We start from the raw sequence: 13,644 nt of genomic DNA on the forward strand, positions 1-13,644 counted from the left end.
CGGAATCTTCCCTTATTTTCATTTACATGATTTATTAGCTTTCCACCCTTCGAATTCTTCCCGAATTTCTTGAAGAAGCTGAGGGTTCATACATACTTCGTATGCTGTCATCGCCAAAGCCTTTGCCGCTTTATTTAATCCAATCATTCCCCTCTCTGAAGCTGCAGCTTGTACAAACTCTGGAGTATGGGTAATTGCATCATCCGTTATTTTGATGTACGGATGAATCGTTGCAGTTACTTGTCCAACATTACCAATATCCGATGAACCGATTCCTCCTTTTGCAGGCGGGTCACATACAACCTCCCCTAACATCTCTAGATTATCTTTAAATAAGGCGGCTAATGCTTTATTATTATTTCGTTCAGCATATATCAGGCCTTCGGTTATCTCGATCCTGGCACCTATGGCTTCTGTAGCATGACGAGCTGCAGCATATACTTTCTCACGAACAACCTTTAACTCTTCCACAGTGCTTGCCCTCAGTAAAAATTCAGCCTCGCAATAGGCAGGAACTACATTTGTTGCATCCCCGCCCTTTGTTATGATTCCATGGATTCTCACATCATCCTTAAAAAACTGACGTAAAGAATTGACGGCAACAAAAGTATTAATGACTGCATCAAGAGCACTGATTCCTTTTTCGGGAGCAGAAGACGCATGTGATGCTTTACCATAAAACTTAAAAGATGCATCTACACATGCCAGTCCGCCACGCAATACCATGGACTGTTTTTGCGGATGACACATCATGGCTACATCCACATCATCGAAAATGCCATCCTCGACCATCATAATTTTCCCTCCGCCTTCCTCTTCCGCAGGCGTCCCCAATACGACGATTTTCCCCGGAAGGTCAGGATGAGCATCTTTCAGTGCCAATGCCGCTCCAATGGCAGATGTTCCAATAATATTATGGCCACATCCATGGCCTAGTCCTGCCAGTGCATCATATTCAGCTAAAATAGCAATCGTTGGACCACCAGAATGCCCCTCCCATGTTGCCCTGAATGAAGTTTCTAAATTTGCGACCCCTTTTTCTATCGAGAAGCCAGCCTTCTTTAAAGGCTCTATCAACCATTTCGCTGCCTGGTATTCATGGAAACTAAGTTCTGGATGAGCATGAATGTTCAATGCAAGCTCACGTAATTGAGCATCACGGGCATCAACTGCCATTTGAATCGATTTCTTTCCTTCAGTAACATGTATTGACATAAATATACAACCTCCAAAAAATTCAGAAAATTAAATGTTTCTTTTTAAATATTACGTTCACTTTAATGATAAGTAAAATTAAGGTTTTTTTATGAAACTAAAAAATTTTTTTATAGTTCAATATAGTAACAACTATGAATATTTATAAATTTATTGAAATTTCCGAATACAAAAAGAGGGTTAGGCGTGGTCTCATTTTGAACCAGCATGGAGCTTTAATGGGATTAACTCTTTGGGGATCCCCATAGTTTCAAAACAAGAATTAGTTTTAATCCATGATTTTTTACTGTTTTATATGGGGTAAAGTCAGGAAAATGCGGATTTACAACATTAAGGATAATGAAAGGTAAAAAAGCCTAATTTCTCACTAAAATTCTGAGAAATTAGGCTAAGACTGAATTAGAGGTGAAATTAGAGTTAATTGAGGCTCAATTAACTAGTCAAAAGAAAGAAAAAAAAGGGCTGCGATCAAGATTTTTGAATGAACTAGGTCAAGTAGCTCCCTACCGTTCAACAGGATTCCTTCTTATGCCCCCCTTTTTGGACAAATATATTACCATTATCTATTAAAATGGTGTACCCAATTTCGGATATTCATTTATCAAGGTGCTTCATACCATACGATATCATCAAACATTTTTACAACCCGCGGTATAAAGCCTTCTTCATAATCTTCCGGGTATTGAACTATCGCATAGTAAACGCGGTCGCCATGTTGAAAAACCGACACTGTACCCAATATTGAATAATTACTGTCCTTCTGACTAATGTCAAATTCGACCTCAGACCAATCAAATCGGTTAGGCGTATTATCAGATCGCTGTTTAATCTCAAAGTCGTTGCTTATCACAACTTCCCTCGCAAACTCCGCCTGTTCTTCTATTGTCGCATTCGTACCCTCCCCTTTGGAAAATATCTGAACTTTGGCATCCTCATTTCTCTTACCTGCAAAATTTGCAAAAACAATCATTGCATCTCCTTCACCAGAACTAGCCTCTTCAACGACCATGTCATCCACGATGTAGGTTGAGAATCCCAAGGCCTGACTATGATGAAGCGTGAATTGGAATGATTCTTCCATACCTTCTAATATGATCATATCCGTTTTCGTATTTGGCCGATCTTTTGTCGGATCATCGACCGATTCACCTGTAGGATCTTCATCTTGCCCGTCGGTTTGCTTAGGATTATCATTTGGCTTTTCTGAAATTGGTGGAGATTCCTTATTTTCCTCCTGTACTCCTTTACAAGCACTAAGTCCTGTTACCAAAAAAACGGCTGCCAAAATCAACAATATCTTTTTCATTGGAACCCTCTTTTCAAGTGTTTTAACAAATTATTATACGGTCCCATATGTAAAAAAGTTACACTATGCTTCTTTGCAAGTATCAGATTTTATAGACTTAAAAAAGACCGATACTCCACTCTTTCCGAAAAGAAAAAATATAAGAAATCGTGCATTTGGCTTTATTTTTTATATTATGAAATTGATTCAAGGAAAAACTACTTATTAAGTTAATAAGTGTCATTTCACAATAAGGCATTATTTAATATCCCTTTTTTCTATAACAAAGACGCTTTCCAGTTCAGGAAAAGCGTCCGATAAAAGGAGTAATCAAAATATGCAAAGTTAGTTTTGCATTGCCCAATAAGGTAGTGAACACAATTGGTTTTCCACCCCTAATTTCAAATTGTACAGTTACTCCTTAAGGATTAAGTAATTTAGCTGTTGGTCGTGTGGAATCAAAAACATGTTCAACATCAAAGAATTGTTCTAGTACATCGTTTTCACCAGTTAACGCTTCACGCATCCGTAAGCCATCGACATTAATACGGGCTTGCCGGAAATAATCTTTCCCTAATTGAGACCAGGAATCCTTTGATGCGTCCATATCTTTATTCAACTAAACTACCCGATAAATAGTTGAATAAGGAGTACTTTTTAAAACCAATTTGAATGTATGATAATGTAAAGAAACGCACGTTCAAAAGGCCGCCAATTGGCGGCCTTCATAATTTCCCTTGCCTTATATATACTAATTTGAAAAATAAATGTTTATGTATCGTTTATGGTTAAGATCCAATGCTATGTTCTACTGCAGTATCCCAATTAGGAAAATAATACAATGCATTTTTCATTAACTCCGGATCTGACTTCTTTACCTCTTTCTTTCGAGGTGGCTTCCCTTCTTTTTCTACTAATTGAGAAATTTGATTCACGACTTCTTCAACACTCATATTTACTTCCATCTCTGTTCCCTCCTTATTGCTATTATTTATATATTTTCCTAATTGATGAAAATTAATACAATTTTTCTTTAGCCAAACTACCAGTTTAGTTTAAGAATGGTATTTTTTTCTCTAATTTGAATGTATGATAATTGAAATGATCGTACAGACAAAAAGCCCACGAAATCTTTGGCTTTTTGTCTAAATAATTCACAAATTCTTTTCCAAGTTATCGTTAGATTCACCTATGGTTAATATTAAATACATTCCGGCAACCATACCTTGCGAAAAACGTTTGGCTATTGGTTTTACAGGGCGACCAAAGATATTGCCCTGCTGCAACGGATTCTGCATCATTCTCATCCATGTAATAAGCATAGGGAGTCCTCCTCCGCGCTCTTTCCCCTCAGGAGTCTCGTACCTTCCATTCCAATCAACTGGAACGTTTTTTAAATAAAAAACTGTAGGGTCCGAATGCTCTAATCCCAAACCAGGTTTTTAAAAGAAGACTTGGTTAACCTTCATGTTTTACTTTTTTTATGGAGTCGAACCCTAAGTAGATTGAAGAAATTTGCGACACTCCTGCCGAATAGCTGGCTAGCCGAGACCCCACAGGCGCTTGCGCCGAGGAGGCTTGGCAGACAGTCGGCGGAAAGGGAGCGGATTTCTGAAATCAAGCTGGAACGTTTTTTATATAAAAAAACTGTAGACAAACTCGCTTTTCCTCGAGTTTGTCTACAGTCTAGAAGGTCCGAATGCTCTAATCCCAAACCAGGTTTTTAAAAGAAGACTTGGTTAACCTTCATGTTTTACTTTTTTTATGGAGTCGAACCCTAACTGGATTGAAGAAATCTGCGACACTCCTGCCGAATAGCTGGCTAGCCGAGACCCCACAGGCGCTTGCGCCGAGGAGGCTTGGCAGACAGTCGGCGGAAAGGGAGCGGATTTCTGAAATCAAGCTGGAACGTTTTTTTATAAAAAAAAACTGTAGACAAACTCGCTTTTCCTCGAGTTTGTCTACAGTCTAGAAGGTCCGAATGCTCTAATCCCAAACCAGGTTTTTAAAAGAAGACTTGGTTAACCTTCATGTTTTACTTTTTTTATGGAGTCGAACCCTAAGTAGATTGAAGAAATTGCGACACTCCTGCCGAATAGCTGGCTAGCCGAGACCCCACAGGCGCTTGCGCCGAGGAGGCTTGGCAGACAGTCGGCGGAAAGGGAGCGGATTTCTGAAATCAAGCTGGAACGTTTTTTTATATAAAAAAACTGTAGACAAACTCGCTTTTCCTCGAGTTTGTCTACAGTCTGAAAGGAGAACAATCAATATCTCCTTTTAGCAATATAGCTTTTTAATTTCACTCACAAACTTGGAAACACTGGCTAATTGTAAAGATGATTGCCGGTATAACATCCATGTTCTTCTTTTTATCTCTTCACCATTTTTTAAGATCAAATCATGGGAAAACAAATCATCACTTTTTTGCAAAAAAACACGAGGAATAATGGCATACCCCAGACCTCTTTTTACCATTTCCCTGCATGTCTCATAGCTGTCCACTTGCATCATTACCAGAGGAGGCGATGTAAACCTTTCATTCCACCAATAATCAATACTTTTTTCAGAGGGAATTTGCGATATATTTCTATATTTCAGCAAAACATTCGGTTCTTTACGATTAATCATCGGAAAATCTGGAAGGCTATCAACAGGTATCTCATCTTTTGAAATGATGCATATATGTTCTTCCTCAAGAAGAAACTTTTCATCGAACCACTCATAATCGCCTTTTACAATCGCAACATCAATCTCACCTTGCATAAGCAATTCCATCATTTCCGTACTGAAGCCCGTATCAACATTTAAATGGACCATAGGACAATTAACCATGTACTCTTCCAAAATGGAAGGCAGGTTATAAAGTCCGAAATGGCTGCTTATACCTAATTTCAAACTACCCTTCGTTTCACTTCCCATACTCAATAAATACTCTTTTGTTTGACGTAAATCTATGAGCATTTTATTTGCATAGCTTACCAAATATTCTCCAGCAGGAGTCATTTTAATATTTTTCCCATTTTTAGCTAGTATTTCAGTCTGGAATTCCTTTTCAATTTGTCTTACGCGGTACGTTAATGCGGGTTGGGTCATGTAAAGTCGCTCTGCAGCTTTTGTCAGATTCTGGTCTTTATATAAATATTGTAAAATTAAACAATCTTTTTCATCCATACGATTTCCCCACCCTTAATAGTTTCACAGCCTTAATAGTTTCACAGCCTAATAATCAACGGCTTCAGCGATCCTCTATCATTCTATGTAAAGCGATATGCCGCTCCCCCTTCCTTCATATTAGTTCAGGCGCGGTTCCAGGGTTTAGCTTAAATCGGTTGTCATGATGAACTTCGATCGTTTGTAAGAAGCTTTGCATGGAGTTTGTCATATAAGCATCTTTACGGTGAATGAAGACAGTCGAAATATTGCCGTATTCTTCCGGAATTTCATGCACGTGCACTTTTTCATTGGCCGCAAGGTGATTTACTGCTGATTGTGGTACGAGAGTAATGCCAAGACCGAGTGATACGCTGGTTAAGATCGTTTCCAATACATTGAACTCCATGATCCTTTTGGGCATCACTTCTTCTTCTTTCAGCCATTGTTCCAGTTTAGAGCGATAGCCACATCCCTGACTGAATACTAAAAATGGTTCCGTTATAATTTCTTCAAGGTCAAATGTTTCATTTCTTGTAACTAATACAAGTTTTTCTGTACACACATCATATGGCTGAATGAGCGGATGTTTAATCGGTCCTGTAACAAAAGCTCCATCCAGCCTATGTTCAATGACATCTTTAATTAGGTCTTCTGTTAACCCCGCCTTTATGGATAAATCGACATTTGGATACTGTTTATGATAAGAGGCTAGAATCTTGGGAAGATCGCTGACCGTTTCAACTGTACCGATGTTCAATATCCCTGTAGGTGTTTCACTATCCAGGAATACTTGCTTGAGTTCTTCCACTTCAAGCAAAATTTTGTTTACATACTCCAGCATTTTTCGTGCCTCTGCAGTTAATGACATGCCACGTTTATGCCTATTGAATAAAGGCGTCCGTAACTCCTGCTCTAAATGCTTAATCCTAGCCGTTACATTGGATTGGACGTAATTCAACTCAACAGCCGCCTTACTTACGCTTCCATATTTAGCGACGCACTGGAATATTTGTAAATCCCGCATTTCCATAAAAGTGACCCCCTTTCTCAACTATCATTAATAATGATGATTATATTCATTTTAAGTCATTTTACATGATAATGACTTTATCATAAGGTGTGTATAGGAATTTAATCAATCATTATTTTTGAGGGGAAGCTTTTATGAAAAAAAATCAAGTTTTAATCGGTGCACTTTTATGTTTGACAGCCAGCATTTCTTGGGGAGCGATGTTTCCAGTTGCAGAAAGGGCCCTGATGTATATTGATCCTTTTTATTTCTCTTTTTTGCGATATTTAGCTGTTAGCGTAATTTTAGGGATATTGCTTTTAATTAAAGAGGGGAAGGAGTCATTTAACCTGGAAGGGAAAGGAAAGAAATTATTGTTTTTTGGAACAATGGCGTTCACTGTATACAACTTTCTCATTTTCGCAGGCCAAGACTTACTGGGACATAACGGGGTAATTGTTGCTTCCATTATGGAATCATTAATGCCCATGATTTCAATTTTAATAATGTGGGTTTTCAAAAATGCAAGACCCAAGAAATATACCATCGCCAGCATGTTCATTGCCTTGATAGGGGCCATTCTTGTCATTACCAATGGCAACTTATCATTCGTATTTTTATTGAAAGATAGCCTCATCCCTATCCTTTTCATTCTCATCGGGGTTATAGGATGGGTTATATATACGATGGGCGGCGACCAATTTAATGGTTGGTCAACACTTCGCTATTCGACTTTAACGTGCATCTTAGGAACAGCAGTATCAGCACTCATAACATTCCTTGCAACTGCAATGGGCCTGTCTGTCCCTACAGCAGAGGTTATGCAATCCATTTATGGCGAAATGATTTTCATGATTATTTTCCCCGGTGCCATAGCCCTTTTAAGCTGGAATTTAGGTATTAAACTTCTAACGCCGATCAATGGAATCCTATTTATCAATTTAGTTCCAATAACCACGTTGGTCATCGTTTTTATCCAAGGAGGATCACTATCATCATTCGAATTACTGGGAACATTTTTAGTGATATATGCATTGATTCAAAACAATTATTATCAAAGAAAAAACTTGCCTTCCCGAGTTGAGCAATTGAATCCAAGGAAAGTGAAAAGAATCATTTAATTAAAGGTACAAAACATCAATAGGAGGGCAACAATGGATTTATTAACGCTTATACTAATCTTTGGATTAGCTGTACTATGGGAATTGGCAACGATTAATAAGAATGTGAAAAAAATGAATGAGCAAAATGCAGAATTAATTAATCTATATAATGATAGAAGTAAAAGAACTCAATAAAATAGACTTTTGGCAATACAACGCAAAAAAGCCTGTCATTTAGATAGGCTTTTTTTGTACGATTAACCAGAACGACGTCATCATCTATGAATCCTTTTTCTTATAAACGATTGCATATCCACAGTTCGCTTACCTTCACTTTGTCGGCGGCCGCGAGCAAATAGAAAAGAGCATGTGTTGAAAAATGATTGATCAAAACATGCCCTTTTTATGGCTAATGCGTAAGCACTTCATAAGCCTTATTAATTAACAATTCACTACTCTTGATTTTTTATGATCGTTCTTTTTGACATTTTACCATTATAAATTTAAATGGAGGTTTATGTTCCATATTCTTATGAGGTTCGACAATTTCTAAAGATTCTATCAATCCATATTTTCCAAATTCTTGTTTAATCGAATCGGAATCATAAAAAAACATTTTTACCCCTTCCATTATCTCGAAATAGTCTTTATCCAGTTGTTTGCCTTTTCCAAACATTGGCGCTTCTTTTGAAATAGTAGTAAAAATCATATATCCGTTTGGCTTTAACTGCTTATAGCAATCTTTAATAAACTTTTCTCTCTCACGATTATTCAATAAGTGAATAAATGCATAACAAAATATACCATCATAAAGTTTGTTATCAAAAGGCATATCGGTTACTGAACCATGAAAAATACTAATATTAAGCCCATTTTGCCTTGCCAAATCAATCGCTGTTTTTGAAATCTCAATACCTGTTATATTTATTCCGTTATCAATAAAAACCTTTGCGTTTCTGCCATATCCAATACCAGGAATCAAAATATCCTTAACTTTATTCTCAAGGAAAAAGTCCTTTGTCAAGATTGCGGAGTCTGAAGGTTCAAATCCCCACATCATTTGATTTTCTATAAAACTTGATTCCCAGAATTCTGTCATGCCTCAATCTCCTTTACAAATATTAGCTCTCTTTCTTTGGCTGTTTTCGCATACTTTGTTGCTAGTCACCAAGTAATGCGGTGTGGTTGATTTCCCCCTCCATTGCTCGCTTTCCGCGGGGCGGGCGGTGAGCCTCCTCGGCGTGAACGCCTGTGGGGTCTCACCTGTCCCGCTGCTCCCGCAGGAGTCTCGCACTTCCGCTCCAATCAACCTTAAATAGTTTCGTTTTAAAAACAACAATCTTTACGAAAAGATCTTTTCCTTTTGAAAAATACTCTTATGCATTCAAGGATTTTATGCCTCCAAAAGAAATGCAGCTTCAACTAAATCCATGATGACTCCAGCCGCCGCTTTATTGCCCTCCGCCGCCGCAATCACCAGCTGAGAAGGCGTGCTGAGTGATGTATCTCCGCATGCATATACTCCTTCAACCGTTGTTCGTCCAAATGAATCCACTTTAATCCCGCCGTTTGGAGTGATTTCGCAGCCGAGCTGTTCCGCAAAAGGAGCAGACTGCACTAAGTCTGTCACCACAATTCCTGCCTCCCTTTGGATTTCCTGTCCGTTTTGCAGCCGGATCGATGTCAGCTTCTCTCCATTCGATTTAAGATCTTCAATCTTTTCTTCCACGACTTTCACGTGTTGCCGAGCCAAGATATCCTTCTCCTCATCAAGCACCTGATAGCCATTTGTAAACACAATTACATCACGGCTCCAGTTTGACAGCAGTTTTCCCATATGAAAAGCCCGTTCATTTTCCGCAATCACCGCCAATGCTTGGCCCCGCATTTCCCAGCCGTCACAAAACGGACAGCCAAAAACACTCGTTCCGTATACACTCTGAATGCCTGGAATCTCCGGCAAAACATCCCGAAGACCTGTTGCAAGTAGCACTTTTTTCGCCGTGTAATCCGTTCCGCCTTTCGTTTGAATTCGGAACACACCACTGGCTTTTTCAATAATCTCCACCCTCTCCTCCTTAATGGAGACGGACAGATATTTTTGGACATCCGTTCTTGCCCGCTTCTTGAACTCTGACGGCTTTACCCCATCCTGTGTGATAAATCCGTGTGACTCCTGCGTCACCCGGTTACGGGGTTTATCCTCATCAAACAAAATTGTTTTCCGTCCAGCACGCCCCAAGACCAATGCGGCATTCAGTCCTGCAGGTCCTCCGCCAATAATTACACAATCCAACACATGAAACACTCCTTCTTTATAAAATCTATTAAAGACCCTTAATATCCTTAATTTGTGCAAAAAAATTTATTTTTCTTTTTTTGTCTCCTGACTCTGCTCCGCAATGCTTTGAATCGTTCGTCTAGCCAGTTCTTTCTTCATGTTGCCTTCCGCCTCGATCATCACGCGCTCAATTAAACATTCGCTTTCGTCATGGTCAAACCCACAGTTGAACAGCACCGACTGCCCCTCTACCGCTTCAATAACATCCAGAAACGAAATGTCCTGCGCGCGGCGTGAAATACTGTAGCCGCCTTTTGCCCCTGGCACTGATTCAATTAATCCTGCCTTCACAAGCTTCGTCAAAATCTTCGACAAGTAGGTCGGAGACAGATCCTGCATGTACGCCAGCTGATCCACGCTTACCGTCTGACCTTTTGGTTCCATCGTTAAATGCACCATTGTATGGAGTGCATAATTGGTTGCCTTTGAATACTTCATTGATGCACCTCATAATTAAAACTATTACAGACTTTTAATATCTGTAATTGATTTTAACTCAAGCTGAAAAAAACCGCAAACTCTTTTTCCTCACCTAACGCCTTTTTTGATCCCCTTTCAAGGTCCCGGCCCAATTTCCTTTCTTTATAACTGACAAATAAGGTATTCAGATCGTAGCCTTCCGGATATAAATCGACGGCTTTTATTTCAAACTCCAGCCTATTGGCATGAACCTCCTTGAAAGTATCTTCAAAAAGCACGACGACATCGCTCCCACTAAACATGGAGGGCCGTATCATTTATAAAATTTCACTGGTCTTTTTTGAAACTTACCAACTAAAAAAATAGTTTATTGTGGAAACAAGGATAAGTAAACATGTGATTATCATTCTAGGTATTTTGGTGTTTAACCTTAACGGAGCAATTGGCTTTGCTATGGTTGGATAGATTTTTATTAAATTTAAAGGATGATTAATTAATGATGAAAAAATTAAACCAATATATTGTCCTATTTCTCTGGGTAGTTTTGTTTTTATATTTCTATGATATGGTTATGCCTAAAGGTATTTTTTATTTTATTGTAGGTATTCCTGTTCTTTTTCTAAGTGCAATTTATATTCTTAAAATGTTTGGTCATTCAAAAGATGTTAGAAGCTAAATATTTTGGAGATACAAACAACTTTTTTTCGAGATGCGATAGGATGCCTTTCTTTTTTTATCGTTCAATCTCTAGTTATTTTTGAAGTTTCTTCGTTTATTGACTATTTTTTTAATTTACTAGCTATTAAAACTTCCTCTTTACATTTTTTGAATGTTTAATGCCTTTCATAACTGTGTGAAAGCCTAATCCTCTTTCTTACGGTTGAATCTACCTTTTAATTTATTCTTCTTAACAATCTCTTGATGTTTTTCACTTTTTCGAGAATGTTCTCCACGCTACAAGCGTGACTGATAACGATCCACACGAGAAATTAAGGCAAAGTTAAAGGGTATGAGCCCTGTTAATCCAAAACTCATACCCTGCCGATTTCTAACTTTTTGGGTGGAACACGGTTATTACAACCTCTATATTACAATTTCATTATTCATCAGGTTATTCGCCAAGCTTCTTCCGTATATCCGCTGCTACATTCTTTAACGCCTTTTTTGATCCCCGTTCAAGGTCATGGTTTAATTTCCTTTCTTTGTAGCTGACAAATAAAGAATTGAGATCATAGCCTTCAGGATATAAATCGACGGCCATTATTTCAAGCTCCAACCTATTGGCATGAACCTCCTTGAAGGTATCTTCGAAAAGAACGGTGACATTATTGTATGAATCCCTTTTCTTATAAACGATCGCATATCCGTCCAGTTCGCTTACCTTCACTTTGTCGCCGACTTCATATTCATAAGATGCTTCCTTAGGAATCTCCGCTACCTTCGCTTTTTTGATTTTACCTTCCTGGACACGCTCCAAGTCGTAGTCTTTATTGTCGATATAGAGCTTTGCCTTTTGCAAAACCTTTTCACGGACATTCATTTTTTGGGCAATCCAGAGAGCATTGCTTTCCCCGGATTGACCGATCAACAGTTTATACTTTGGCTCAAGTGTTTCACTATTGAATTGCATGGCCGCATTCATGAAATCACTGTGTATTTCCGAATAGCGCTTGATTTCACCATAATGGGTCGTCGCAACGGTTATGCAGCCCCTCTGATAAAATTCCTCAAGGATGGCAATCGCCAATGCGGCTCCTTCATTCGGTTCCGTTCCGCTCCCGATTTCATCGAACAGCAGCAAAGAGTTATTGGTTAATGCCCCCATGATTTCCGAGATGTTTTTCATATGCGACGAAAAGGTGCTCAGTGCATTTTCAATGCTTTGATTATCACCGATATCGACGAATACCTGATCGAAGACGGCAAGCTCCGTCCCCTCTTTCCCGGCAACATGTAGCCCTGACATGACGGCCAATGTAAGGATGCCGATCGTTTTAAGGACGACCGTTTTACCCCCGGCATTAGGGCCTGTAATAATCAAGCTGCGATAGTCCTTACCGATTTCGAAATCCAAAGGTACGCTGTCTTGCGGCAAAAGGGGATGTTTACAACTCTTTAATTTAATATAACCATGATCATTGATTTTCGGTTCGATGGCATCCATGCTTTTACTGAACTTGGCTTTTGCGAAGATCATGTCATATTGACTGATTAACTCGATGTTTATCTTAATCGGTTTCAGCTGTTCGAAAACCGTTCCGGATAATGTGGCCAAAAGTTGATACTCTTCCATCGATTCCTCCGCTTTTAAACTGGCCAATTCTACATTCAATTTCGTTACAGAGACAGGTTCAATGAACACGGTAGCCCCTTTTGCGGATACTTCCACGATCGTTCCAGCCACTTGATTTTTATAGGAGGCTTTGATCGGGATGGTGTAGCGATCATCCTTTTTACTGATGAAAAATTCCTGAATGAACTCTTTATTGGCTCCGCTCTTCAAGAATTTATTCAGCCGTTCCTCTATTTTACTTTCTGTCTTGATGATTTGGTTCCTGATACGTTTCAGGTCCTTGCTTGCTTCGGAAACAACAGCATTTCCTTTTATGGTGAATTGGATTTCTTCTTCAATGCTCCTGAATTCAGTCATGGAGCGGGCGTAGGAATGCAGTGTTGGTGCAATGAACTCTTTATCGGTCATGAATTTCTTGATATTCCTGCAGCCTCTTAAGAAGTCTGCTATCGCCACTAACTCTGATGGCTCCAAGATCATTCCTTTTTCCAGTTTGTCGATATGGAGTCCAATATGTGAAATGCCTTTCAAGGGTATATGGCTTTCCGCATTCAGTAAGTTTCTAGCCTCCGTGGTCTCGTTCAAACGATTTTTAACGACTTTCAAAATGCTGCTTGGCTTAAGTTGATCCAATAATGCTTTTCCTAAACCGCTTACGCAATGGTTTTTTACCATTTCCTTGAGTTGGATATATTGTAATTTTTCATAAGTCATTGTATTCATCTAATGATCCTCCTTGAATGAGTGCGTGATTAAAATTCCCGAATCCAAAAAATGCCCGCAATGGTCCCCCTACCTTTACAAATGAACAAGCCATTTGAGTAG

General features: G+C 38.9%; 14 protein-coding genes and 1 pseudogene. 4 read left to right on the top strand and 11 right to left on the bottom strand.

Annotated elements, in window-relative coordinates; all coding sequences use genetic code 11:
- Positions 1-18: 18 nt before the first annotated feature.
- The 4 genes from NYE63_RS23460 to NYE63_RS23475 form a co-directional block, all read right to left on the bottom strand.
- Positions 19-1,215, bottom strand: coding sequence for a M20 family metallopeptidase (locus NYE63_RS23460; RefSeq protein WP_342602944.1), 1,197 nt, complete (start codon positions 1,213-1,215; stop codon positions 19-21).
- A gap of 601 nt (positions 1,216-1,816) precedes the next feature.
- Positions 1,817-2,521: a hypothetical protein gene (locus NYE63_RS23465; protein ID WP_289334313.1), complete on the bottom strand. Its 705-nt coding sequence runs from the start codon at positions 2,519-2,521 to the stop codon at positions 1,817-1,819.
- A 400-nt stretch (positions 2,522-2,921) separates the two neighbouring features.
- Positions 2,922-3,107, bottom strand: coding sequence for a hypothetical protein (locus tag NYE63_RS23470; protein WP_342602945.1), 186 nt, complete (start codon positions 3,105-3,107; stop codon positions 2,922-2,924).
- Positions 3,108-3,288: 181 nt separating this feature from the next.
- Positions 3,289-3,465 carry a hypothetical protein gene (locus NYE63_RS23475; RefSeq protein WP_340454928.1) on the bottom strand — a complete coding sequence of 59 codons (177 nt, stop codon included), beginning with the start codon at positions 3,463-3,465 and terminating at the stop codon, positions 3,289-3,291.
- 249 nt (positions 3,466-3,714) lie between these two features.
- Between NYE63_RS23475 and NYE63_RS23480 the strand changes: the two are divergent.
- Positions 3,715-3,810 (top strand): annotated as a pseudogene (locus tag NYE63_RS23480) (site-specific integrase); the annotation flags it as partial.
- Between the two features lie 967 nt (positions 3,811-4,777).
- Here the strand turns inward: NYE63_RS23480 and NYE63_RS23485 are convergent.
- Both NYE63_RS23485 and NYE63_RS23490 read right to left on the bottom strand, forming a co-directional pair.
- Complete coding sequence (locus tag NYE63_RS23485) at positions 4,778-5,671, bottom strand: LysR family transcriptional regulator (protein WP_342602946.1); 894 nt, start codon at positions 5,669-5,671, stop codon at positions 4,778-4,780.
- A gap of 115 nt (positions 5,672-5,786) precedes the next feature.
- Positions 5,787-6,683 carry a LysR family transcriptional regulator gene (locus NYE63_RS23490; RefSeq protein WP_342602947.1) on the bottom strand — a complete coding sequence of 299 codons (897 nt, stop codon included), beginning with the start codon at positions 6,681-6,683 and terminating at the stop codon, positions 5,787-5,789.
- Between the two features lie 134 nt (positions 6,684-6,817).
- On the opposite strand from NYE63_RS23490, the gene NYE63_RS23495 reads away from it, so the two are divergent.
- Entirely contained in the window at positions 6,818-7,783 is a 966-nt protein-coding gene (locus tag NYE63_RS23495) for a DMT family transporter (RefSeq protein WP_342602948.1), read from the top strand.
- 33 nt (positions 7,784-7,816) lie between these two features.
- Positions 7,817-7,960: a hypothetical protein gene (locus NYE63_RS23500; RefSeq protein WP_342602949.1), complete on the top strand. Its 144-nt coding sequence runs from the start codon at positions 7,817-7,819 to the stop codon at positions 7,958-7,960.
- A 271-nt stretch (positions 7,961-8,231) separates the two neighbouring features.
- On the opposite strand, the gene NYE63_RS23505 is transcribed toward NYE63_RS23500, so the two are convergent.
- The 4 genes from NYE63_RS23505 to NYE63_RS23520 all read right to left on the bottom strand — a co-directional run bounded on the left by NYE63_RS23505 (position 8,232) and on the right by NYE63_RS23520 (position 10,804).
- Positions 8,232-8,864 (bottom strand): methyltransferase domain-containing protein, encoded by a 633-nt coding sequence (locus NYE63_RS23505; protein WP_342602950.1) that lies wholly within the window; start codon positions 8,862-8,864, stop codon positions 8,232-8,234.
- Between the two features lie 294 nt (positions 8,865-9,158).
- Positions 9,159-10,064, bottom strand: coding sequence for an NAD(P)/FAD-dependent oxidoreductase (locus NYE63_RS23510; RefSeq protein WP_342602951.1), 906 nt, complete (start codon positions 10,062-10,064; stop codon positions 9,159-9,161).
- A gap of 66 nt (positions 10,065-10,130) precedes the next feature.
- A complete protein-coding gene (locus NYE63_RS23515; protein ID WP_342602952.1) occupies positions 10,131-10,544 on the bottom strand; it encodes an Rrf2 family transcriptional regulator in 414 nt (137 codons plus the stop codon).
- 53 nt (positions 10,545-10,597) lie between these two features.
- Positions 10,598-10,804: a hypothetical protein gene (locus NYE63_RS23520; protein WP_342602953.1), complete on the bottom strand. Its 207-nt coding sequence runs from the start codon at positions 10,802-10,804 to the stop codon at positions 10,598-10,600.
- Positions 10,805-11,022: 218 nt separating this feature from the next.
- On the opposite strand from NYE63_RS23520, the gene NYE63_RS23525 reads away from it, so the two are divergent.
- The gene (locus NYE63_RS23525) at positions 11,023-11,202 is read left to right on the top strand and encodes a hypothetical protein (RefSeq protein WP_342602954.1); all 180 of its coding nucleotides are present in this window, start codon (positions 11,023-11,025) and stop codon (positions 11,200-11,202) included.
- Between the two features lie 435 nt (positions 11,203-11,637).
- On the opposite strand, the gene NYE63_RS23530 is transcribed toward NYE63_RS23525, so the two are convergent.
- Positions 11,638-13,542 carry an endonuclease MutS2 gene (locus tag NYE63_RS23530; RefSeq protein WP_342602955.1) on the bottom strand — a complete coding sequence of 635 codons (1,905 nt, stop codon included), beginning with the start codon at positions 13,540-13,542 and terminating at the stop codon, positions 11,638-11,640.
- Positions 13,543-13,644 lie beyond the last annotated feature (102 nt).

The organism is Peribacillus sp. FSL E2-0159, from assembly GCF_038643155.1.
Lineage (GTDB): Bacteria > Bacillota > Bacilli > Bacillales > DSM-1321 > Peribacillus > Peribacillus simplex.

What these genes read in the sequence shown, in the direction of transcription:
- NYE63_RS23460 (WP_342602944.1), bottom strand. Translation starts at nt 1,215, where the DNA reads ATGTCAATACATGTTACTGAAGGAAAGAAATCGATTCAAATGGCAGTT.
- NYE63_RS23465 (WP_289334313.1), bottom strand. Translation starts at nt 2,521, where the DNA reads ATGAAAAAGATATTGTTGATTTTGGCAGCCGTTTTTTTGGTAACAGGA.
- NYE63_RS23470 (WP_342602945.1), bottom strand. Translation starts at nt 3,107, where the DNA reads ATGGACGCATCAAAGGATTCCTGGTCTCAATTAGGGAAAGATTATTTC.
- NYE63_RS23475 (WP_340454928.1), bottom strand. Translation starts at nt 3,465, where the DNA reads ATGGAAGTAAATATGAGTGTTGAAGAAGTCGTGAATCAAATTTCTCAA.
- NYE63_RS23485 (WP_342602946.1), bottom strand. Translation starts at nt 5,671, where the DNA reads ATGGATGAAAAAGATTGTTTAATTTTACAATATTTATATAAAGACCAG.
- NYE63_RS23490 (WP_342602947.1), bottom strand. Translation starts at nt 6,683, where the DNA reads ATGGAAATGCGGGATTTACAAATATTCCAGTGCGTCGCTAAATATGGA.
- NYE63_RS23495 (WP_342602948.1), top strand. Translation starts at nt 6,818, where the DNA reads ATGAAAAAAAATCAAGTTTTAATCGGTGCACTTTTATGTTTGACAGCC.
- NYE63_RS23500 (WP_342602949.1), top strand. Translation starts at nt 7,817, where the DNA reads ATGGATTTATTAACGCTTATACTAATCTTTGGATTAGCTGTACTATGG.
- NYE63_RS23505 (WP_342602950.1), bottom strand. Translation starts at nt 8,864, where the DNA reads ATGACAGAATTCTGGGAATCAAGTTTTATAGAAAATCAAATGATGTGG.
- NYE63_RS23515 (WP_342602952.1), bottom strand. Translation starts at nt 10,544, where the DNA reads ATGAAGTATTCAAAGGCAACCAATTATGCACTCCATACAATGGTGCAT.
- NYE63_RS23525 (WP_342602954.1), top strand. Translation starts at nt 11,023, where the DNA reads ATGATGAAAAAATTAAACCAATATATTGTCCTATTTCTCTGGGTAGTT.
- NYE63_RS23530 (WP_342602955.1), bottom strand. Translation starts at nt 13,542, where the DNA reads ATGAATACAATGACTTATGAAAAATTACAATATATCCAACTCAAGGAA.